This window comes from Kitasatospora sp. SolWspMP-SS2h, assembly GCF_003259315.1.
GTDB classification, from domain to species: domain Bacteria; phylum Actinomycetota; class Actinomycetes; order Streptomycetales; family Streptomycetaceae; genus Kitasatospora; species Kitasatospora fiedleri.
In genome coordinates, this window is the sequence record NZ_QLLT01000036.1 from 25,731 (window position 1) to 46,704 (window position 20,974).

Consider the following 20,974-nt stretch of genomic DNA (forward strand, 5'->3'; position numbering starts at 1 on the left):
CCCCCACACCCGCACCACCACCACGTCACACCCCCGCCACCGGCCGCCCGAGAACCGGACGGCGGCGGCCCGTCAATGGAGACCCCCGTGACCCCCACCCTGCTGGCGGCCGGCGCACCGGCGCTGCCGCACACGGCGAGCGACGGCCGGCTGCTGCTCGCGGTGCTGCTCAGCATCGGCGCGATCGTGCTGCTGATCACCCGGTTCAAGCTGCACCCGTTCCTGGCCCTCACGCTCGGTTCCGGGCTGCTCGCCGCCGTCGCCGGGGCGCCCTTCGACAAGCTGCTGACCAGCTTCTCCACCGGCTTCGGCGCGACCGTCGCCTCGGTCGGCCTGCTGATCGGCCTGGGCGCGATGCTCGGCAAGCTGCTCGCCGACTCCGGCGGCGCCAACACCATCGCCGACACCGTGCTGGCCCGCACCGGCCCCAAGCTGCTGCCCTGGGCGATGGCGCTGATCGCCGCGGTGCTCGGCCTGCCGCTGTTCTTCGAGGTCGGCGTGGTGCTGCTGGTGCCGATCGTGCTGCTGGTGGCCCGGCGCGGCAACGCCCCGCTGATCGGCATCGGCATCCCCGCGCTGGCCGGCCTCTCGGTGCTGCACGGCCTCGTCCCGCCGCACCCCGGTCCGCTGGTCGCCGTCGACGCCCTGCACGCCGACCTCGGCGTCACCCTGGCGCTCGGCCTGCTGGTCGCGGTCCCGACCCTGATCGTGGCCGGGCCGCTGTTCGGGCGCCTCGCCCAGCGCTGGGTCGGCCCGCTGGAACTGCCCGCCGACACCGCCGCCGAGCACGCGAAGACTGCGGACGCGAGGACCGCGGACGCGAAGACCGCGGACGGCGCGAGGGCCGCGGACGCCGCGGAGGGCGTCGAGCGGGTGCGGACGCCCCGGTTCGGCGCCGTGCTGGCCACCATCCTGCTGCCGGTCGTGCTGATGCTCGGCAAGGCGCTGGCCGACGTGGTGATCGACGACCCGAAGGCCACCGGCCAGCGGATCTTCGACTTCATCGGCTCCCCGCTGATCGCGCTGCTCGCCGCGACCCTGCTCGCCATGCTGACCCTCGGCCGGGCGGCCGGCTTCGACAAGGGCCGGATCTCCGACACGGTCGGCTCGGCGCTCGGCCCGATCGCCGGGATCGTGTTCATCGTCGGCGCGGGCGGCGGCTTCAAGCAGACCCTGATCGACATCGGCGTCGGCGACGCGGTCAGCGCGTGGTCCGGCAAGTGGCACGTCTCCGCGCTGCTGCTGGGCTGGCTGATCGCCGTGCTGATCCGGCTGGCCACCGGCTCCGCGACGGTCGCCACCATCACCGCCGCCGGCATCGTCGGCCCGCTGGCCGCCGACATGTCCACCAGCCACGCCGCGCTGCTGGTACTGGCGATCGGCGCCGGGTCGCTGTTCCTGTCGCACGTCAACGACGCCGGGTTCTGGCTGGTGAAGGAGTACTTCGGGATGAGCGTCGGCCAGACGCTGAAGTCCTGGTCGGTGATGGAGACGATCATCTCGGTGGTCGCGATCGCCCTGATCCTGCCGCTCAGTCTGATCGTCTGACGAGCGCGGGTCCCCCTGCCGCGGCGCCCTCCGGAACTCCCGCTTCTCCCGGAGGGCGTCGCCCTTGTCGCGCTTCCGCGCGCCGCTCCCCGCGCCCGCCCTACCGCTCCAGCAGCTCCGCCGTGCGCTTGCGCACCTCCGCGCCGTCCAGCCCGCGCACCGTCAGCGTGGTGCGCCGCCGCAGCACGTCGTCCACCGTGTACGCCCACTCCTGCTCGGCCGCGTACACCACCTGCGCCCACACGTCCGGCCCGTCGGGGTGCACGCGCTCGCCCAGCTCCGGGCGCTCGGCGATCAGGCGGGCGATCTCGAAGGAGAGTGTGCCGTAGTGGGTGGCCAGGTTCCGGGCCACCAGCGGGTCCATCCGGCTGCCCGGCTCGCGGTCGGTCAGCAGGCGGCGGGCGACGGCCTGCGGGGCGCCGATGCCCGGCAGCGGGACGGTCGGCGGGATCGCCGAGACGTCCTCGGCCAGGCCCACGCCCGGGGCGTGCTTGAGCTTCTCCAGGATCACCCGGCCGATGTGCCGGTACGTGGTCCACTTGCCGCCCGCCACCGACAGCATCCCGGCCCGGCCCTCGGTCACCACCGTCTCCCGCTTCGCCGCCGCCGTGTCCCCCGGCCCGCCCGGCAGCACCCGCAGGCCCGCGAAGGAGTACGTGATGTCCTCCCGCCGCAGGTGCTCGCCGCGCACCGCGTGCCCGGCCTCGGAGAGGATCTGGTCGACGTCCGCGTCGGTGGCCCGGACGTCCAGCGGGTCGCCGGTGTACTCCTCGTCCGTGGTGCCGAGCAGGACGTGGTCCTCCCACGGGATGGCGAACGACACCCGGTAGTGGTCGATCGGGATGGTCAGCGCGGCCCGCCACGGCGCCTGCCGGCGCAGCACCACGTGCGCGCCCTTGGACAGCCGGATCGACGGCGCCGCGCCCGCGTGCTCCATCCGCCGCAGGTGGTCCACCCACGGGCCGGTGGCGTTCAGCACCAGCCGGGCGTCCACGCCGAACTCGGTGCCGTCCAGGGCGTCGCGCACCTCGGCGCCGGTGACCCGGCCGCGGGTGAAGCGCAGCCCGGTCACCTCGGCGTGGTTGAGCACCACCGCGCCCGCGTCCACCGCCGCCCGCACCGTCATCACGGCCATCCGGGCGTCGTTCATCTGGTGGTCGCCGTACACCGCGACCCGCCGCAGCCCCTCGGTGCGCAGCCCGGGCACGGCGCGGGCCGCCGCCGCCGGGGAGGCCACCCGGCCCAGGCCGTCGCGGAACGCGGACAGCGCCGAGTACAGGAACACGCCCGCGCCGAGCTTGGGCGCCGAGTGCGGGCCGCCCTCGTAGACCGGCACGAAGAAGGTCAGCGGGCTGACCAGGTGCGGGGCCACGTGGGTGGCCAGCGCCCGGCGCTCCTTGTGGTTCTCGGCGACCAGCCGCACCGCGCCGGTCTGCAGGTAGCGCAGCCCGCCGTGGACCAGCTTGGACGAGGCGGAGGAGGTGGCGTTGGCGAAGTCCCCGGCGTCCACCATGGCCACCTTCAGCCCGGCCTGGGCGGCGGTCCACGCGGTGGCGGTGCCGAGGATGCCGCCGCCGATCACCAGCAGGTCGTAGCGGGCCCGGCCGAGCAGTTCGCGGGTGGCGGCCCGGGGGACGACGCGGCCGGCGGCGCGCTCGGCGCCCAGGGTCGGGATGGTTGCCATGGTGGGTGGTGGGCGGCCCGGTGTGCGGCCGGTCCGCGTCTCCTTCCGGTCGGTGGGGTCCTGCGGCGGGTGGGGTCCTGCGGCGGGCGGGGTCAGAGCCGCGCCGGGCCGTCCGGCTCGTCCTGGTCGATCCAGCCCATGGTGCGCTCCACGGCCTTCAACCAGTTGCGGTGCTCGCGCTCGCGCGTGTCGGCGGCCATCCGGGGCGTCCACTCGGCGGCCCGGTGCCAGTTGGCCCGCAGGGTCTCCAGGCCGTCCCAGAAGCCGACCGCCAGGCCCGCCGCGTAGGCCGCGCCCAGCGCCGTGGTCTCGGCCACGTAGGGGCGCTCCACCGGGACGTCCAGCACGTCGGCGATGTACTGCATCAGCAGGTTGTTGGAGGTCATGCCGCCGTCGACCTTCAACGCGCTCAGCGTGACCCCGGAGTCCTTCTGCATCGCGTCCACCACCTCGCGGGTCTGCCAGGCCGTCGCCTCCAGCACCGCCCGGGCCAGGTGCCCCTTGGTGACGTACCTGGTCAGCCCGGTGATCACGCCGCGCGCGTCGGCCCGCCAGTACGGGGCGAACAGGCCGGAGAACGCGGGCACCACGTACGCGCCGCCGTTGTCCTCGACGGTGCCCGCCAGGGTCTCGACCTCGGCGGCGGTGGAGATGATGCCGAGCTGGTCGCGCAGCCACTGCACCAGCGAGCCGGTCACCGCGATCGAGCCCTCCAGGGCGTACACCGGGGGCCGGTCGCCGATCCGGAAGCCGACCGTGGTGAGCAGGCCGTGGTACGAGTTGACGATCCGTCCGCCGGTGTTCAGCAGCAGGAAGGTGCCGGTGCCGTAGGTCGACTTGGCCTCGCCCTCGGCGAAGCAGGTCTGGCCGAACAGCGCCGCCTGCTGGTCGCCGAGCGCCGCCGCGACCGGCACGCCCGCCAGGTCGCCGACCGCCTCGCCGTACACCTCGGCGGAGGAGCGGATCTCCGGCAGCATCGCCAGCGGGACGCCCATCGACTCGGCGATCCGCTCGTCCCACTCCAGGGTGTGCAGGTTCATCAGCAGGGTGCGGGAGGCGTTGGTGACGTCGGTGACGTGCCGGCCGCCGTCCACGCCGCCGGTCAGGTTCCAGATCAGCCAGCTGTCCACCGTCCCGAACAGCACGTCCCCGGCCTCGGCGCGCTCGCGCAGCCCCTCGACGTGGTCCAGCAGCCAGCGGATCTTCGGCCCGGCGAAGTAGCTGGCCAGCGGCAGGCCGGTCTCCCGGCGGAACCGGTCCTGCCCGACGTTGCGCCCCAGCTCGCGGCAGAGCGCCTCGGTGCGGGTGTCCTGCCAGACGATCGCGTTGTGCACCGGCTCGCCGGTGTGCCGGTCCCACAGCACCGTGGTCTCGCGCTGGTTGGTGATGCCCACCGCCCGGACGTCCGCCGCGGTCAGCCCCGCCTTCCCCAGCGCGCCGCGCACCACCGAGCGCACCCTGGTCCAGATCTCGGCCGGGTCGTGCTCCACCCAGCCGGGCTGCGGGAAGATCTGCGAGTGCTCCTGCTGCTCGACGGCGACGATCCGGCCGTCCGCGTCGAACAGGATGCACCGGCTGGACGTGGTGCCCTGGTCGATCGCGGCGATGTGGCTGGCAGTCATGCGGTTCCTCGGCTCACGGACGTCAACGGGGCGGGGGTGACCATTCGTCAGTCCCCGTGCGCGCGGGTCCGGCAAACCAGGCGGGCGGGCGGACCGCCGGAGCCCTCCGGACGCCGTTCGACAATGTCGAACGGCCTTCGGAAGCCAACCGCAGCCGGACGCCCCCCGTCAAGGCGGTGTGACGCACGCCCCCGGGATCAGAGGACGCACGCCTCCGGATTCAGAACCGGTGCGCGCCCAGGTCCCGGGAGATCGCCCGGGCCGCCGTCCGCACCGAGGCCACCAGCGCCGGGCGCACCGCGCCGTCCGGGCCGCACACCGTCTCCACCGCGCCCGACACGCACACCGCGCCCACCGGGTTGCGCCGCCGGTCCTGGATCAGCGCCGCCACCGAGGCCACGCCCTCCCAGGTCTCCTCCACCGCGTCCGCCCAGCCGCGCTCGCGCACCAGCGCGCACCGCGCGTCCAGCTCCGCCGGCTCCGTCACCGTCCGGGCCGTGAACGCCTCCCACGGGCCGTCGCCCAACTCGCCGCGCGCCACCGGGTCGTACGCCAGCAGCACCTTGCCCAGCGCGGTCGCGTGCAGCGGCTGCATCGAACCGACCTCCAGCACCTGCCGCGAGTCGTCCGGCCGGAACACGTGGTGCACCACCAGCACCCCGCGCTGGTGCAGCACCCCCAGGTACACCGTCTCCCCGGCCGCCCGGGCCAGGTCGTCCGCCCACACCAGCGCCCGGGCCCGCAGCTCGTGCACGTCCAGGTAGCTCTGGCCCAGCCGCAGCAGCTCCGCCCCCAACTGGTACTTGCCGCTCTCCGGGTCCTGCTCGACGAAGCCCTCCTGCTGGAGCGTGCGCAGGATGCCGTGCGCGGTCCCCTTCGCCAGCCCCAGCCCCGTCGCCACCTCCGACAGGCCGAGCCGCCGCTCCCCGCCCGCCAGCAGCCGCAGGATCGCGGCCGCCCGCGACAGCGACTGGATCGCACCGGGCACCCGCCCACCTCCACTGACCACCGGTCGACGATGCCGACCACCACCCGAGAACGGGACGGACCGCCCCCGAAGACCGTACTACCCGGCACCTCCACCGCGCCGTACCGTCCCGCCCGGTTCTCCCGGCGCGGGCCCCCCGCCCCGGCCGGGATTCCCGCGCCCCGGCAGGGGCGGGGAACCGTCCGGGCCGGCACGACGGATCACGTGTCGCCGACGCTCGGTTCCGTCGCACGGCCCAGTCACGGTGCGGTGTCGTCGCACTGCCTTGCCTCTGTGCCGTCTGCGCCGCCACCACTTCCGCCGCCAGGATTCGCGCATCCCGGCAGGCGCGCGGGGAACCGCGCGGGCAAGCCCGACGAGCCGCGCGCCGTCGACGCACGACTCCGCCGCACTACCCGCCCGGCCACCCGGCCGCCGGTCGCTGCTTCCCGCCCGGGGGCCGCTCAGCCGGCCGCCCCGGTGGGCTCCGCCACCCAGCCCGCGACCAGGACCAGGCCGCTCGGGCGGTGCACGGCCAGGAAGGCGAACGGGCGGTCGTAGCGGGCGGTGGCCCGGCGGACGCGGAGGCCGGGCGGGGCGCCGATCCCGCTCCGGGTCATCGCCACCGCCGTGACCGCGCCCGCCTCGAAGCCCTCCGCGCCGAACTCCGCCACCGCCGCCTGCCGGGCCTGCCCGACCCGCAGCGGGACGCTCCGGCTGATGCCCGGGAAGTGGCTGCCGTCCCCGGCGGCGGTGCGCAGGCCGAACAGCCCGGCGTGCGCCAGCAGGTCCTGCTCCGCCCGGACCTCGAAGGCCACCGTCTCCAGCGCGCCGACGTCGCCCGGCACCGACGCCCGCACCGACTCCAGCGCCAGCCCGGGCCACGGCTCCCCGTCGGCCAGCCCCGCCACCGGCGTCCGCCCCACCGCCCCCGCCACCAGCTCGAACCCGGCGGACACCACCGCGCCCGGCACGGCCCGCGGTGCGCCGAGCACCAGGTGGACGTCGACCTCGCCGCCGCCCGCGACCCGGACCTCCGTCACCCGCCCCGCCGCCGCGCTCTCCGCCACCGCGATCCGCCCGTACAGCCCGGGGCTCGACACCGAGAGCCGCCGGAACGGCCGCCCGGCCCACGGCCCTTCGGCGGCCCGGCCGCGATCCTCCCGGAACGGCTCCGCCCACCCGGTGCGCACCGTCAGCGCCGAGGCCAGCACCAGCGGCGCGTCCGCCGGCTCCACCGGCATCCGGCGGACCAGACCGCCGGTCCGGTCCGCGGCCCAGGCGTCCAGCGCGGCCCGGTCCGCGGCGGGGTCACCGGTCAACCGCCGCCACAGCCCGGCACCCGGCCCCGCCGCCCACTCCGGCTCCACCTCGACCCCGGGGGCCGTCCACAGCCCGAGCGCCGCCGCACAGCCCGGCACCTCCGCCACCCGCGCCAGCAACTCCCGCGCGGCGGCCGGGGCCTGCCCGGCCGGAACGCCCAGCGCCCGCTCCAGCTCGGCCCGGGCCGGACCGTCCGCCCCCGGGGCCAGCACCGCCAGCAGCGGCCACACCCCGAGCGCCGTCCACACCTGCCCGGCCCCGGACCCCGGCTCCAACTCCCGTCCCCAGCAGGCCCCCAGGGCGTTCACCCGCTCGACCGCACCCGCCACGACCAACCCCGTTCCCTCCTCGGCCGTCCCCGCCGACGGTGCTCCCGCCGCAGGGGCGGCGGCGCCACCCGGCCCGCCCCCACCACCAGCAGTACCAGACCGGGCGGCCGGGCACCGCCGGACACCCGGCCGGGCCGACCCGGGTCAGCACCCGGGGCGTCGCAGCACGGCCGCGAGTTCCGCGATCGCGTCCGGGCCCACCCGGCAGCAGCCTCCGACCAGCCGGGCCCCGGCGGCCACCCAGTCCGCCGCCGCCCCGGGGGCGAAGGCCGCCGCGCCCGTCCAGTCCCGGGCCGCCGGGTCCCAGCCCTCGCCGCTGTTGGGGTACGCCACGGCGGGCCGGCCCGTCACCTCCACCGCCAGCGCCACCGCCGCCGGCACCTCCTCCGGGGCGCAGCAGTTGACGCCCACCGCCACCACCTCCGGCACCTCCGCCACCAGCGCGAACGCCTCCGCGAGCGGCTCCCCGCCCCGGGTCAGCCCGCCCGCCGCGCCGAGCGAGAACCACACCGGCAGGCCCAACCCCCGTACGCAGTCCGCGAGTACGGCCGCCTCCAGCAGGTCGGGCACGGTCTCCACCGCCAGCACGTCCGGCCCCGCGGCGGCCAGCACCTCCAGCCGGGGGCGGTGGAACGCCGCCAACTCCCCGGCCGACAGGCCGTAGTGGCCCCGGTACTCGGAGCCGTCCGCCAGGACCGCCCCGTACGGGCCCACCGAGGCCGCCACCCAGCGCGGGCGGCCGTCGCCCAGCTCCGCCGACGCCTCCTCGGCCGCCAGCCGGGCCACCTCCACGCTCAGCGCCAGCAGCCGGTCCGCCTTCCCCGCGTCCACCCCCCGGGAGGCGAAACCCGGCCGGCTCGCCTGGTAGCTCGCCGTGGTCGCCACCTGCGCGCCCGCCTCGAAGTACGCCCGGTGCGCCGCCACCAGCTGCCGCGGCTGGTCCAGCAGCAGCCGGGCCGACCACAGCGCGTCCGACAAGTCGCAGCCCTGGTCGGCCAGTCGGTTCGACAGCCCGCCGTCGAGCAGCACCGGCCCGGCCGCCAGTGCCGAGACCAGGTCCCGACCGGCCGGGGAGCCGTCGAAGTCGGAGGGGGAGCCGTCGAAGTCCGTCGCCATCCCTCCAGCCTGCACCTGCCGCCGGTCTCCGGCGAACCGGCCCGGCCCGGCCCGGATCGGCTCTAGCTCTGGCTCCGGCCGGGGTTGGGGTCGGGGTCGGGGTCTGCGGGGCCTCCCGCGCTGCGGGCCCGGTGGTGGTCAGGGCGTCCCGGCCGCCACCGGGCGGGAGGTGACCGCGATCCGGTTGTAGGTGTTCACCACGGCCGCCGCCCAGGCCACGAACGCCGCCTCCGGCTCCGACAGCACCGCCGACGCGGCCCGCCGGGCCCGGACGCCCTCCGCCCGGTCGGTCAGCCGGGTGACCGCCTCGGCCAGGGCGAGCGCGGCCCGCTCCCGGGGCGTGAACAGCTCGGACTCCCGCCACACCACCAGCTGCGCCAGCCGCTCGTCCCGCTCGCCCGCCTTCCGGGCGGCCGTGGTGTGCAGGTCGACGCAGTACACGCAGCCGTTCAGCTGCGAGCAGCGCAGCCGCACCAGTTCCAGCAGCGGCGGCTCCAGCCCGGCCGCCGCCGCGGCCTCCTCCACCGCCCCGTGCAGGGCGTGCACGGCGGCGAACGCCTGCGGGCCCAGCTCGATCATCGGGAGCGGCGGGACGGCGGGGAGCTGCGGGAGCGTTTCGGTCATCCTTCGAGCGTAGGGGCGGGCCGGCACCCGGACCGGGCGGAGAACGGCCGGATCACCCACGCGGGAGGCGACTGTCGAAACAGTTGACGGCATCCCCAAATCGTGGCGGGGGAGCGCCCGTTCAAGGGCCGCAGAGGTGATGCGACGTCAACGAAGCGATGAAGTCACCCGGTTGGCCGCACGTATGCGATCCATCGCTCAGCGTGCCGGTAGGGTGACGTTCCGTTGCCGCCCCGATCATGTGACGGCTCATCCGAAAGCACTGCCGGGCGCCCGCCGGTCCTGTCCCTGGGTCGGCCGGCGCCCGCACCGGACCCACACTGGAGAACTCCGCGATGACCACTTCCGTGCAGCTCGACCGCACCCAGAAGCGCTTCGACCTCTGGGACGTGAACGGCGACGGCCAGATCGACCGCGCCGACTGGGACGCCGAGGCCCAGCGCATCCTGCAGGCCTTCGGCGAGGTCCCGACCTCCCCGGCCGGCCGTCAGCTGACCGAGGCGTACCTCGGCATGTGGAGCTTCTTCGCCGACAAGGCGGGCATCGACGAGCAGACCGGCGCGCTCACCCCCGAGCAGTTCAACCACATCGCCGAGGAGCACGTCCTGGAGAACGGCGGCGCCGGCTTCGGCCGCGTCGTCAAGCCGACCATCCAGGCCATCGTCGAGCTGGTCGACGTGGACGGCGACGGCCAGGTCAACCCGGCCGAGTTCAAGACCTGGCTGGACGCGATCGGCGTCGATGGCGTGCAGCCCGCCGAGGCCTTCCGCCAGATCGACGCCAACGGCGACGGCCAGCTCTCCGTGGACGAGCTGGTCCAGGCCGTGCGCGCCTACCACCTCGGCGACCTCGACGTCCCGCTGCTGGGCCGCTGAACAGCCGGTACGACAGCGCCGGTCGGCCTGATCGGCCCGGCCGACGGCCCCTGACGGCCGACGGTCGCCGCTGACGCCCGAAGGGCCCGGAACGGGGAGGGCGCCCCCCGTTCCGGGCCCTGCCGTCGTCCCGCCGCCGTCCTCTCTGCCGTTCTCTTGGTCGTCCCGCCGTCACCGGTCAGGGGCCGTCGGCCGGGCCCGGTCAGCTCCCGGCCGGGACGAACCGCACCGGGAGTTCCGGCAACAGGTCCAGCGACTCCCCGGTCAGCAGGCGGTCGGCCGCGATCAGCACGTTGTAGTGGTTGGGGAAGTGGCAGGCGTCGAAGCCCAGCACCGTGCCCACCCGGTGCTCGCCGACGAACACCTCGTCACCCCGGTCCAGCACCCCGGCCACCGCGATCTCCGCGAACCCCAGGAAACCCACCCGGTCGATCCGGGCCCCCGGCGCGGTGTCCCGCTGGTCGGTGGTCACCAACTCGTGCACCTCGCCCGCCCGTACGCACCGGCTGGCGAACGGCTCCAGGCTCATCCCGCGCTCCGTCCGGCTGTGCAGCAGCACCTTCACCAGCGTGCCGGTCACCGTCCGCTTCGGCCCGTTCTCGCGCACCGGCGGCCGCTGCGGGAAGAGCGCCGCCCGATCCCGGATCATCCGCGCACCTCCGCCCGCGCCGCCGTCCCGGCCCCGGCCCCGGCCCGGTACGCCGCCTCGACCACCCGCAGCGCGTCCACCCCGTCCGGGCCCCGGTCCGCCGCGCCACCCGTCGAACCGTCCGTCCCGCCGCGCAGCAGCCCGGCGAACGCGCCGACGACGCCCTCGTACTCGTGCCACAGCGACTGCTTGAAGCCCGCGTGCCCGGCCAGCAGGTCCGCCCGCAGCACCGAGCCGTCCGCCGACTCCACCGTGACGTCCTTGAGTTCGCCCGGGTACGACCAGTCCAGCTCGATCCGGCCGCGCACCCCGTCCGCCCCGGCCAGCTCCAGCTCCGCGTACCGGTCCACCCCGCCGCCGTCGCGCACCACCCGCGCGCCGGACAGCTCCATCCGGCCCGCCAGCAGCCGCAGCAGGTCGTACGCGTTCGGGCCGTTGTCGGCGACGCAGCCGCCGCCGCACCGCTCCGGGTCCAGGTACCAGCGGTCCCGGCCGACGTGCTCCTCGATCCGCTCGAAGTAGCGCACCGTCACCGAGCGCACCGGCGCCGGCCGTTCGGCGAGCGCCGCGCACAGCTCCCGCACCGCCGCGTTGTACCGCCGGTGGAACGCGGTGAACAGCGGCACCCGCCGTTCGGCCGCCAGCACCGCCAACTCCTCGCCCTCCGCGGCCCGCAGCGCCAGCGGCTTCTCCACGCACACCGGCAGGCCCGCCCGCAGCGCGTCCCGGCAGATCGCCAGGTGCAGGTCGTTCGGGACGGTCACCACGACGGCGTCCAGCCCGCCCGCCGCCAGCAGCTCCCGGTGGTCCGTGAAGCAGGCCGCCCGGCCGCCGAACGGCTCCAGCACGGCGGCGTCCCGGTCGCACACCGCCACCGCCTCCACTCCCGGCACCCGCTCCAGCGCGGCCAGGTAGAACCGTGAGATCACCCCGAGCCCGACCACCCCGAACCGCAGCCCGCTCACCGCCCGCCCTCCGTCCCGGCGACCGTTCCCGCGTCCGTTCCGGCGACTGTCCCCGCGACCGTTCCGGCCACCGTTCCGGCCACCGGACGGACGCCGAACTCCGCCGCGATGGTGGCGAGTTCGGCCAGCAGGGGCGCGGCCAGCGGCACCCCGTCGCGGTGCGACTCGGCGGTGCGCCGGGCCTCGTGCCAGCCCGGGTACACCACCGGGCCGCAACTCCCTTCCACCGGAGGGCAGTCCAGCACCGTCCCGAACAGGGTCCGGGCGTCCAGGGCCACCTGGCCGGCGTCCCGGAGCGTCGCCGGGGCGATCGCCAGCGCGAAGACGCCGATGTCGTCGTCCCGCCCGGACGGCCGCCCGTCCCCGGCCAGCGCGGCCGGCTCCGGGCCCAGCCCCGCCCCCGGCAGCAGCGCCGCCAGCACCTCCACCATCAGCCCCAGCCCGAAGCCCTTGAACTCGCCGCCCGCACCGGACCCCAGCCACAGCAGGTGCGCCTCGCCCCGGTCGAACGCGCCCGGGTCGGTCACCGGCCGCCCGTCCGGCCCCGCCAGCCACCCCTCCGGGATCGGCCGGCCCGCCCGCTCCGCCGCCCGGACCCGGCCGGTCGGCACCGCCGTGGTGCTCATGTCCAGCACGTACGGCGGCAGTTCACCCGCCGGCGCGGCCACGCTCCACGGGTTCGTGCCCAGCAGCGCCACCGCACCGCCCGGCGGCCGGGCGATCCGCTGCCGCCCGCAGTTCGACGCCAGCAGCCCGATCATCCCGCGCCCGGTGACCCGCGCCGCGTGGTGGCCCGCACAGCCGAAGTGGGTGGCCCGGCGCACCGACACCAGCCCGATCCCGTGCCGCTCGGCCCGCTCCGCCGCCAGCTCCATCGCCGCCCCGGCCTGCCACAGCCCGAGCGCCCCCGCCGCGTCCACCAGCACCGCCGCGCCCCGGTCCGCCACCACCTCCGGCTCCGCCAGCGGATCGGCCCGGCCCTCCGCCAGCAGCGGCAGGTAGAGCCGCCCCAGATTGGCCAGCCCGTGCGAGTCCATCCCGGCGGCGTCGCCGTAGCACAGCGCCTCCGCCGCCGCCCGGGCCCGCTCGGGCGGCAGCCGGTGCGCGGTGAACACCTCGGTGGTGAAACGGATCAGATCGGCGTACGGGACGCGGACGGTACCGGCGGCACTGGGCGCGGACGCCACGGTGGTCACGGGGAACAGCCTCCAGACAGGGCTTCGGGTGGGACGTAGCGCGGGACTACGGGCGGGACTACGGATGGGACTTCGGGTCGGCGCCGGAGCGGGCGGACGGCTCAGGGGCGGTGGCGGGCGAAGGCCACCAGCAGCCGGGCCACCGCCGAGGCGAAGGCGTCGAGCTGCGCCGCCTCGGCGAACTCGCCCGCCGCGTGCGCCCGGTTGCCACCGAGGTCGCCGGGGCCGAGCACCACGGTGAACGAGTCGTCCGGCAGGTCGGCCGCCCAGATCGCGTCGCAGGTGAAGGCCGGTTCCCCGTCCGGCACCCGGGGGATGCCGGCCCGCCGGGTCAGCAGGTCCTCGAACCCCGGGTGCCGACCGTCCAGGACCGGCAGGCCGCGCTTGGGCCAGTCCAGCCGGGTGATCCGGGCGCAGTCGGCGGCCGTCCGGGCGAACTCCGGCAACCCGGCGAACCCGCGGCGGAACGCGTCCAGCCCGGAGCGGACCGCCGCCTCGACCGCGGCCTCCGCCCGGCGGCCCGCACCCGCGTCCCGGTAGGGGAGGTTGAGCAGCAGTTCGCCGCTCCCGTAGACCCGGTTGTGCAGCGGACCGGTGCCCAGACCCGCCACGCACACCGGGTCGCGCGGGCCGGGCAGGCGGCCCAACTCCCGTGCCAGGTGCTGGGCGAGGAAGCCGAGCAGCACCGTCGCGTTGTGGCCCGCGCCCGGGCAGTCGTCGATCGCGTCCTCGCCGCGCACCCGCAGCCGGGCGGTGGCGGCGGCGGTGGCGCGCGGCAGGTAGCGCAGGCCGGTCGGCTCGCAGAACACGTTCAGCGCGCCCACGTACCCGGCCCCGACCAGCGGACGGGTGCCGAACACGCCCATCGCGCCGCCCTCCTCGCCGGACACCGCCTGCACCAGCACCCCGACCTCGCGCCCGACCCGGGGCTCCGCCGCCAGCGCCGCCCGGAGGCCGGCCAGCAGCGCCACCGCCGGGCCCTTGGCGTCGATCGCGCCCCGCCCGGTGAACCGCCGCCCGTCGAACCCCACCGGCTCCGACCCGGCCACCGTGTCCAGGTGCACGTTGAACATCACCGTCGCCGCCCGGGGCAGCTCCGGTCCGAGGCGCAGCACCAGACTCGGCTGGCAGGCCAGGAACCCGGGCACCTCGGCGACCGCCTGCCCGACCGTCAACGGCACGCCGGGACGGTCGAGTTCGTCCGGGCCGGGCGCACCGCGGTACAGCTCCACCAGCCCGAGGCCCGCCGCCGCCCGCGCGTACACCCCCAGCGCCTCGGGCAGCCGCGGCAGCGGCGCGCCCGGGCCGGTCTCCAGCGGCCCGGCGGTGGGCAGTCGCAGCAGCTCCAGCAGCAACTCCCGCTCGTCCGGCGAGAGTTCCGCCACGACCTGGTCGGCCGCCGGGGCGCGCTCCACCACCCCCGCCCCGGACGGCACCGGCTCAGTGGGCATCGGACACCGCGCCTTCCCGGGCCGCCGACGCACCCGCGACCGGCCCGCCCGCGACCGGCCCGCCCGCGACCGACGCACCCGCGACCGGCCCGCCCGCGACCCATTCGTCCGTGACCTGTTCATCCGTGGACCGCCCGTCCGTGGCCCGGGGCACCGACGCGTCCCGGACCAGGCCGCCCGGGACGAGCCGCCAGCCGGGGGAGTGCGGCAGCACCTCGCGTTCGATCAGGTCGGTCAACGCCCGTCCGGCGGCGACGAATCCGCTGTCGGTGCCGCCGTCCGCCGCCAGGCCCTGGTGCGGCCGGGTGGCCAGGTGCGGCTCCAGCGACCACACCCCGCGCCAGCCGCGCGCGGTCAACAGCCGCAGCGACTCGGCGAGTCGGGCGTCCCCCGCGCCGGGCAGCACGTACCGGGTGTCCGCGCCGTGGCCGACGGCGTCCTTGAGGTGCACGTGGTCGACGTGCCCGACGGTCCGGCGCAGCAGCTCGAACCCGTCGTAGCCGTACGCCGCGCCGTTGCCGGTGTCGTGCAGCAGCCGCAGCCCGGGGCTGTCCACCGAGGCGAGCAGGTCGAGCGCGTTCTCGGCCGAGGCCCCGCCCCAGCCCGCGCAGTTCTCGTGCAGCGCGACCAGGCCGCCGCGGCCCGCGCCGGCCGCGACGCGGCGCATCCGCTCCAGCACCCGCCGACGCCACTCGGCCGCCGGCAGGCCGGTGCCGTTGGGGTAGGACATCACCCGGACCCGGTCGGTCCCGAGCAGGGCGGCGCGCTCGGCGAGGGCGGCGAGCTCCCGCTCCTCGGGCCCGTGGCCGTCGGTGACGTCGGAGGCCCAGTTGCCGATCCGGGAGGCGAGGCCGCAGACCCGGACGCCCCGCCGCCGCAGGGTGCGGGCGAGGGCGGTGACCCGCCCGAGCGGCAGGTCGGCGATCCAGATCCCGTCCACCGTACGCAACTCCAGCTCGCTCCAGCCGAGTTGCTCCAGGGCGTCGAGCTGCCCGGCCAGGTCGGGCGCGGCCTCGTCGCCGATGCCGCCGAACCGGACGGTCGGCCGCCGGTCCACCGCCCGCCGGTCCACCGCCCGCCGCCGCGTCGTCCGTCGCGCCGTCCGTCGCCGCTCGGTCCGGCCGCCCTCGCGGAAGGCGCTCACCGGACCGCCACCGCCCGGCCCCCGCCGCCCCGAGGCCCGTCCCCGCCGGACCCGCCGGACCCGCCGCCGCCCGCCGCGATCGCCTTGGCGCGGTCGAGCAGCCGCACCACCTCGGTGTTGACCGCCAGGTCGGGGTGGGCCCGCCGCCGCCCCGGGCCCGCCGCCCCGCCGGGGTCGGCCGCGTAGTGGGCGTACGTCCGGGCCAGGAAGCCGCCCAGCGCGTCGTCGTGCAGCAGCTCGGTGCGCTCGCCCTCGTGGTCGATGACGGTGAGCCGGGCGTACGCGTCGGCCTCGCTGCCGGGGAAGTGGCCGATCAGGGTGGAGCGGGCGAGCTCCAGGGTGACCCGGCGCTCGCGCACCGGCGAGGTGAGGTCGGAGCGGATCCGGGTCCACGCCCCGCCGTGGTGCTGGAGGTTGAGCCAGGCGGTGCCGAGCCGGGGCAGCACCCGGCCGTCGACCACCATGTCGGTGCCGCCCGCGCCGGTCACCTCGCCGGGCCCGGCGAGCGCGAGGCAGAGGCCGAGCGAGTGCGGCAGTTCGACGTCGAACGCGGTGGGGTGCCCGTCCCCGGCCAGCGAGCGGGAGAACCGCGGCTTGCGCTGGACGACGTGGATGGTGCGCAGCGGCCCGTACGCGTCCCGGGCGAGCAGCGCGCGCAGCCGATCGGTGAGGCGGCTGCCCAGCCACTGGGCGACCACCACCAGGTCCAGCCCGTACCGGTCGCGCAGCGCGAGCAACTCGTCCAGACCGCGGCTGTCGGCGGCCACCGGCTTCTCCAGCAGCACCCGGCGGTAGCCGAGCCGGCCGAGGGCGTCCAGCGCGGCGGCCCGCTCGGTGGGCGGGGTGCACAGGTGGACGACGGTGCGGTCCGGGTCGAGCAGCCGGGCCGCCTCGGCGAGGGTGGTCGGCCGCAGGTCGGCGGCGGCCCCGGGGTGCCGGTACGGGTCGACGGCGAGGACCGGGCCGGCCGCGAACAGCCGGGCGGTGCCGGGTTCGGCGCGCAGGCGGCGCAGCACCGGGAGGTGGAGTCCGTGTCCGGCCCGTCCCATTCCGACGAGCAAGGTCCCGAGTCCGTTCGGCATGGCGGGGCGTCATTCCTTCCGGGTCGTTTCGGCGCTGCTTCGCCCGGTATTCAACCAGCACTTCGACGGCGATCCGTTCCGCCGTCAAATCGCTTACCGGAAAGGACATTCGAAGGAGTGAACCGGCTCTCCACACCGGGTGGACGGGGTCCGGGCGGCATAGATTCGGATGCCCGGCAGATTCGGGCACGGACCTTTCCCCCCGCTCGATCCCCACCATCCGATGAGAGCTTCATGGGCGCCACTACTTCCCCGGGTGTCTCCTTCTTCACCCAGGTCGAGACCTTCGAATCCCTCTGGCCCACCACCCGGCGCCACCTCGACGAACTGATGGACCGCGGCAAGTACTCGCACGGCCCGAAGGTCGAGGAGTTCGAGGCCGCCCTCGCCGCCTGGACCGGTGCCCGGCACGTGGTCGGCGTCAACAGCGGCACCGACGCCCTGGTCCTGCTGCTGCGCGCGGCCGGACTGCGCCCCGGCGACGAGGTGATCGTCCCCGCCTACAGCTTCGTCGCCTCGGCGAGCTCGGTGGTGCTGGCCGGCGGGCGCCCGGTCTTCGCCGACATCGACCCGCTGGGCTACTGCCTCGACCCGGCGAGCGTCGAGGCCGTCCGCACCGACCGCACCCGGATGGTCATGCCGGTCCACCTGTTCCACCAACTCGCCGACCTGCGCGCCCTGCTGGACCTCGCCGACCGGCACGGCCTGACCGTCGTCGAGGACAGCGCCGAGGCGTTCGGCATGCGCTGGGACGGCGTGCACGCCGGACTGCACGGCGCCGGCGGCGTGCTCTCCTTCTTCCCCACCAAGACGCTCGGCGCGATCGGCGACGCCGGCGCCGTCCTCACCGACGACCCCGCCCTCGCCGAAGCCGTCTCCGCGATGCGCCACCACGGCCGCACCGGCCGCACCCTGGACGACTTCCGCACCATCAACCGCCCCACCGAACTGCTCGGCACCAACAGCAAGATGGACGACGTCCAGGCCGCCGTCCTGCTCGCCAAACTCGGCCGCGCCGACCAGGACATCGCCCGCCGCGCCGCCCTCGCCGCCGGCTACACCGAACGCCTGACCGGCACCCCCGGCCTCACCCTGCCCACCGTCCTGGCCCGGGACGCCGCCACCGACCCGGTCTGGTACGTCTACCTGATCGAGTCCGACCGGCGCGACGCACTCGCCGCCCACCTCGCCCGGCACGGCGTCCAGACCGAGACGTACTACCCGACGCCGCTGCACCTCCAGCCCTGCTTCGCCGGACTCGGCCACCGCCCGGGCGAGTTCCCGTACGCCGAAGCCGCCTGCGACCGCGCCCTCGCGCTGCCGCTCTACCCCGACCTCGCCGACCACGAACTGGACCTGGTCAGCGACCTGGTCCGCGACTTCCAGCACGGAAAGCAGCGCTGACCCGCCGATGACCACCAGCACCGCCGCCACCGGCACCGGAACCGTTGGCACCGGCACCGGAACCGCCGCCACCGCCCGGGCCGGTACCCCCGAGGCCGCCGCCACCATTCCGTTCTTCCCGCCCGACCTGTTCGAGGACGACCGCCGCCTGCTGCTCGACACCGTCCGCGAGGTCGCCACCGACCCGGCCCAGCGCTTCATCCTCGGCGAGCGCACCGCCCGCTTCGAGGACCTGCTCCGCACCGACCTCGGCACCGAGGACGTCATCGCCTGCGGCAGCGGCACCACCGCACTCACCCTGATCCTGCGCGCCCTGGGCATCGGCCCCGGCGACGAGGTGGTCGTCCCCGCCTTCGGCTGCGCCCCGCTCGCCAACACCGTCCTCGGCGTCGGCGCCACCCCGGTGTTCGCTGACATCGACCCGCACACCCTGGTCATGGACCCGGACGCGGCCGAGGCGCTGATCACTCCCCGCACCAGGGCGCTGATGCCCGCCCACATGTTCTCCGTGATGGCCGACATGCCGCGCCTGCGCGCCCTGGCCACCCGCCACGGCCTGCGCCTGATCGAGGACTCCGCGGTCGCCCAGGGCGCCGTCCTGGACGGCCGCCCGGCCGGCACCTGGGGCGACGCGGGCGTCTTCTCCTTCGTCCAGGTGAAGTCCTTCGGCGGCCCCGGCGAAGGCGGCGTCGTGGTCACCGGGGACCGCGAACTCGCCCGCACCGTACGGATGCTGCGCAACCACGGCCAGGACGGCGTGCACCGCTTCCGGCACCACCTGATCGGCCTGAACAGCCGCTTCGACGAGGTCCTCGCCGCCTTCCAACTGCGCCGCCACCCCGGCCTGGCCGCCCGGCTGGCCCGCCGCGCCGAGATCGCCGCCCACTACACCGCGCACTTCACCCCGCTCGCCGCCCGCGGCGTCCTCCCGCCCCCGTCCGGCACCGACGGCCGCTGCTACTACGTCTACACGCTGCTCGCCGAACGCCGCGACGACCTCCGGCGGCACCTGGCCGCGCACGGCGTCGACAGCCACGTCTACTACCCGCAGCCGCTGCCCCACCAGCCCGCCTTCGCCCACGCCGCCCCCGCCGACGGCCACTGGCCGAACGCCGAACGCGCCACCCGGCAGTGCCTGTCCCTCCCGGTCTACCCGCACCTGACGGACGCCCAGGTCGAACGGATCACCACCGCCGTCCTCACCTTCCCGGCCTGACCGGCGCCACCGCCACCGCCACCGCCACCGCACCCCGCGCCCCGCACCCCGCGGCCCTGGTGGGCGCCGCCGCCCCGACAGCGCGGCGGCGGCGCCCACCGACTGGCGCGTCCCTCAGCCCGCCGCCGCCCCCACGGCCCCGCCCTCCGCGGCCCCGTCCGTCGCGGCCCCGGCGTCGCGTACGGCCGCCGCGGCGAGCTCCGCGATCACCCGCCGGTCCGGCTTCCCGGACGCGCCCACCGGCAGCCGCTCCAGCACCACCAGCCGCTCCGGCAGCTTGTACCGCTCAAGGCCGCACAACTCGGCCAGGAACAGCGTCAGTTCGGCGAGCTCCAGCCCCGCGCCGCGCGGCACCGCGCAGACGCACATCCGCTCCCCGAGGTCCGGGTCCGGCACCGGCACGCACACCGCCTCCGCGACCTCCGGGTGCCCCTCCAGCAGCTGTTCGACCTCGGCGGTGGAGATCGACACCCCGCCCCGGTTCACCGTCTGCCTGATCCGGGCCAGCACCCGCAGCGAGCCGTCCGCCTCCAGCACCCCCAGGTCGCCGGAGCGCACCCAGCCCCCGTCCACCCGCAGCCGGGCGTCCGACTCCGGCTCCCCGACGTGGCACAGCGGCGACATCGGCCCGCGCGCCTGCAACTCGCCCGGCACCCCGGCCGGCACCGGCCGCCCGTCCGGCCCGCACACCCGGAACTCCGCGACCCGCGGGTCCGGCCGCCCCACCCGCAGCACGTCGCCGTCCGGATCGTCCCAGCGCGCGTGGCAGTTCAGGCCGTCGCTGGCGCCGTACACGTTCACCACCGGGCAGCCGAACCGCCGCAGCGCCGCACCCAGCACCGCGGGGGAGAGCGCCGCCGCGCTCGACACCACCGCCTGCAAGGAGGACAGGTCCTCACCCGGCGCGGGGGGCAGCTCCGCCATCCGGCGCAGCATGGTCGGCACCGCCGCCAGGTGGGTGGGCCGCCACCGCCCCACCGCCGCCAGCGCCCCCTCCGGATCGAACCGCTCCCCGCCCGGCGGCAGCAGCACCGTCGCCCCGCACCGCACCAGCGCCACCACCGCCAGCGAGCCGTACGCCGTCGCCGGGCTCACCAGCAGCAGCACCCGCGGCGGCGCGCCGTCCGCCGTCTCCAACACCCGCTCCACGTACCGCCCGCGCCCGCCGGCCAGGGCGTTGTGCGAGTATGCGACCAGCTTCGGTGCGGCCTCCGAACCCGAGGAGAGCAGGATCCGGGCCGGTGCCTCCGGGTCCACCGCCGCCGGCCGCCAGCCGTCCCGCTCCGGCCACGGGTCCTCGTCCAGCACCACCACCTCGTGCAGGTCCGGGAGTTCCGGCCGCAGCCCGTCCACCAGCGCCTTCCACTCCGGCGCCGTCACCACCGCGTCCACCCGCGCCGTCCCCCACACCGCCAGCAGGTCCCGCCGCCCGTGCCCGGGCGTGCACGGCAGCACCACCGCGCCCAGCGCCGCCACCGCCAGATCCACCACCGGGGCCCGCCGGTCCGCGGGCACCTTCACCCCCACCACCGACCCCGGCCGCACCCCCCGCGCGGCCAGCCCCGCCGCCAACCCCCGCACCCGGCGGCCGAGTTCCGCGTACGACAGCTCACCGCCCCGGTCCACCACCGCCACCCGCGCCCCGTCCGCCGCCACCCGCTCCGCGAACAGCTCATACAGCCCCCGCCCCGGACACCAGCCCCGCTCCACCCAGCGCTCCCGCAACTCCCGGTCCACCCGGTCGGGGAACTCCACGCCAGCCACCGAAACCCACGCCAC

The 20,974-nt window shown here is 76.3% G+C and carries 17 protein-coding genes; 4 read left to right on the forward strand and 13 right to left on the reverse strand.

The genetic code is table 11. The annotated features are described in order from the left end of the window. Nucleotides 1–75 precede the first annotated feature (75 nt). Nucleotides 76–1,548 carry a gluconate:H+ symporter gene (locus K353_RS30420; protein WP_111556726.1) on the forward strand — a complete coding sequence of 491 codons (1,473 nt, stop codon included), beginning with the start codon at nucleotides 76–78 and terminating at the stop codon, nucleotides 1,546–1,548. Nucleotides 1,549–1,648: 100 nt separating this feature from the next. On the opposite strand, the gene K353_RS30425 is transcribed toward K353_RS30420, so the two are convergent. The 6 genes from K353_RS30425 to K353_RS30450 form a co-directional block, all read right to left on the reverse strand. Next, nucleotides 1,649–3,232 (reverse strand): glycerol-3-phosphate dehydrogenase/oxidase, encoded by a 1,584-nt coding sequence (locus tag K353_RS30425; RefSeq protein WP_111556727.1) that lies wholly within the window; start codon nucleotides 3,230–3,232, stop codon nucleotides 1,649–1,651. A 92-nt stretch (nucleotides 3,233–3,324) separates the two neighbouring features. Continuing rightward, on the reverse strand, nucleotides 3,325–4,854 hold the full coding sequence (gene glpK / locus K353_RS30430) for a glycerol kinase GlpK (RefSeq protein ID WP_111556728.1): 1,530 nt from the start codon (nucleotides 4,852–4,854) through the stop codon (nucleotides 3,325–3,327). Between the two features lie 220 nt (nucleotides 4,855–5,074). After that, complete coding sequence (locus K353_RS30435) at nucleotides 5,075–5,842, reverse strand: IclR family transcriptional regulator (RefSeq protein ID WP_111556729.1); 768 nt, start codon at nucleotides 5,840–5,842, stop codon at nucleotides 5,075–5,077. Nucleotides 5,843–6,285: 443 nt separating this feature from the next. Further along, on the reverse strand, nucleotides 6,286–7,473 hold the full coding sequence (locus K353_RS30440; protein WP_370447683.1) for a serpin family protein: 1,188 nt from the start codon (nucleotides 7,471–7,473) through the stop codon (nucleotides 6,286–6,288). Nucleotides 7,474–7,617: 144 nt separating this feature from the next. Beyond that, complete coding sequence (gene mmuM, locus K353_RS30445; RefSeq protein ID WP_111556731.1) at nucleotides 7,618–8,589, reverse strand: homocysteine S-methyltransferase; 972 nt, start codon at nucleotides 8,587–8,589, stop codon at nucleotides 7,618–7,620. A 138-nt stretch (nucleotides 8,590–8,727) separates the two neighbouring features. Beyond that, a complete protein-coding gene (locus tag K353_RS30450; protein WP_233533929.1) occupies nucleotides 8,728–9,213 on the reverse strand; it encodes a carboxymuconolactone decarboxylase family protein in 486 nt (161 codons plus the stop codon). A 335-nt stretch (nucleotides 9,214–9,548) separates the two neighbouring features. On the opposite strand from K353_RS30450, the gene K353_RS30455 reads away from it, so the two are divergent. After that, nucleotides 9,549–10,088 carry an EF-hand domain-containing protein gene (locus tag K353_RS30455; RefSeq protein ID WP_111556732.1) on the forward strand — a complete coding sequence of 180 codons (540 nt, stop codon included), beginning with the start codon at nucleotides 9,549–9,551 and terminating at the stop codon, nucleotides 10,086–10,088. Between the two features lie 202 nt (nucleotides 10,089–10,290). Here the strand turns inward: K353_RS30455 and K353_RS30460 are convergent, their stop codons facing one another. The 6 genes from K353_RS30460 to K353_RS30485 form a co-directional block, all read right to left on the reverse strand. Next, complete coding sequence (locus K353_RS30460) at nucleotides 10,291–10,737, reverse strand: hypothetical protein (protein ID WP_111556733.1); 447 nt, start codon at nucleotides 10,735–10,737, stop codon at nucleotides 10,291–10,293. After that, nucleotides 10,734–11,702, reverse strand: a complete 969-nt coding sequence (locus K353_RS30465; protein ID WP_111556734.1) for a Gfo/Idh/MocA family protein — start codon at nucleotides 11,700–11,702, stop codon at nucleotides 10,734–10,736. The genes K353_RS30460 and K353_RS30465 overlap by 4 nt, the downstream gene beginning before the upstream one ends. Continuing rightward, nucleotides 11,699–12,898 carry an Ldh family oxidoreductase gene (locus tag K353_RS30470; RefSeq protein WP_233533930.1) on the reverse strand — a complete coding sequence of 400 codons (1,200 nt, stop codon included), beginning with the start codon at nucleotides 12,896–12,898 and terminating at the stop codon, nucleotides 11,699–11,701. The genes K353_RS30465 and K353_RS30470 overlap by 4 nt, the downstream gene beginning before the upstream one ends. Before the next feature lie 101 nt (nucleotides 12,899–12,999). Then, nucleotides 13,000–14,349, reverse strand: a complete 1,350-nt coding sequence (locus tag K353_RS30475) for a M20/M25/M40 family metallo-hydrolase (RefSeq protein WP_111556735.1) — start codon at nucleotides 14,347–14,349, stop codon at nucleotides 13,000–13,002. Then, complete coding sequence (locus tag K353_RS30480; RefSeq protein WP_199528294.1) at nucleotides 14,339–15,406, reverse strand: sugar phosphate isomerase/epimerase; 1,068 nt, start codon at nucleotides 15,404–15,406, stop codon at nucleotides 14,339–14,341. The genes K353_RS30475 and K353_RS30480 overlap by 11 nt, the downstream gene beginning before the upstream one ends. An 83-nt stretch (nucleotides 15,407–15,489) precedes the next feature. Beyond that, nucleotides 15,490–16,575, reverse strand: coding sequence for a hypothetical protein (locus K353_RS30485; protein ID WP_199528295.1), 1,086 nt, complete (start codon nucleotides 16,573–16,575; stop codon nucleotides 15,490–15,492). Nucleotides 16,576–16,809: 234 nt separating this feature from the next. On the opposite strand from K353_RS30485, the gene K353_RS30490 reads away from it, so the two are divergent. Both K353_RS30490 and K353_RS30495 read left to right on the forward strand, forming a co-directional pair. Further along, complete coding sequence (locus K353_RS30490) at nucleotides 16,810–17,979, forward strand: DegT/DnrJ/EryC1/StrS aminotransferase family protein (RefSeq protein WP_111556736.1); 1,170 nt, start codon at nucleotides 16,810–16,812, stop codon at nucleotides 17,977–17,979. A 7-nt stretch (nucleotides 17,980–17,986) separates the two neighbouring features. Next, nucleotides 17,987–19,195: a DegT/DnrJ/EryC1/StrS aminotransferase family protein gene (locus K353_RS30495; protein WP_111556737.1), complete on the forward strand. Its 1,209-nt coding sequence runs from the start codon at nucleotides 17,987–17,989 to the stop codon at nucleotides 19,193–19,195. A 114-nt stretch (nucleotides 19,196–19,309) separates the two neighbouring features. On the opposite strand, the gene K353_RS30500 is transcribed toward K353_RS30495, so the two are convergent. Further along, on the reverse strand, nucleotides 19,310–20,950 hold the full coding sequence (locus K353_RS30500) for a class I adenylate-forming enzyme family protein (protein ID WP_233533931.1): 1,641 nt from the start codon (nucleotides 20,948–20,950) through the stop codon (nucleotides 19,310–19,312). Nucleotides 20,951–20,974 lie beyond the last annotated feature (24 nt).

What these genes read in the sequence shown, in the direction of transcription:
- K353_RS30495 (WP_111556737.1), top strand. Translation starts at nt 17,987, where the DNA reads ATGACCACCAGCACCGCCGCCACCGGCACCGGAACCGTTGGCACCGGC.
- K353_RS30475 (WP_111556735.1), bottom strand. Translation starts at nt 14,349, where the DNA reads ATGCCCACTGAGCCGGTGCCGTCCGGGGCGGGGGTGGTGGAGCGCGCC.
- K353_RS30420 (WP_111556726.1), top strand. Translation starts at nt 76, where the DNA reads ATGGAGACCCCCGTGACCCCCACCCTGCTGGCGGCCGGCGCACCGGCG.
- K353_RS30490 (WP_111556736.1), top strand. Translation starts at nt 16,810, where the DNA reads ATGGGCGCCACTACTTCCCCGGGTGTCTCCTTCTTCACCCAGGTCGAG.
- K353_RS30425 (WP_111556727.1), bottom strand. Translation starts at nt 3,232, where the DNA reads ATGGCAACCATCCCGACCCTGGGCGCCGAGCGCGCCGCCGGCCGCGTC.
- K353_RS30450 (WP_233533929.1), bottom strand. Translation starts at nt 9,213, where the DNA reads ATGACCGAAACGCTCCCGCAGCTCCCCGCCGTCCCGCCGCTCCCGATG.
- K353_RS30485 (WP_199528295.1), bottom strand. Translation starts at nt 16,575, where the DNA reads ATGCCGAACGGACTCGGGACCTTGCTCGTCGGAATGGGACGGGCCGGA.
- glpK (WP_111556728.1), bottom strand. Translation starts at nt 4,854, where the DNA reads ATGACTGCCAGCCACATCGCCGCGATCGACCAGGGCACCACGTCCAGC.
- K353_RS30460 (WP_111556733.1), bottom strand. Translation starts at nt 10,737, where the DNA reads ATGATCCGGGATCGGGCGGCGCTCTTCCCGCAGCGGCCGCCGGTGCGC.
- K353_RS30455 (WP_111556732.1), top strand. Translation starts at nt 9,549, where the DNA reads ATGACCACTTCCGTGCAGCTCGACCGCACCCAGAAGCGCTTCGACCTC.
- mmuM (WP_111556731.1), bottom strand. Translation starts at nt 8,589, where the DNA reads ATGGCGACGGACTTCGACGGCTCCCCCTCCGACTTCGACGGCTCCCCG.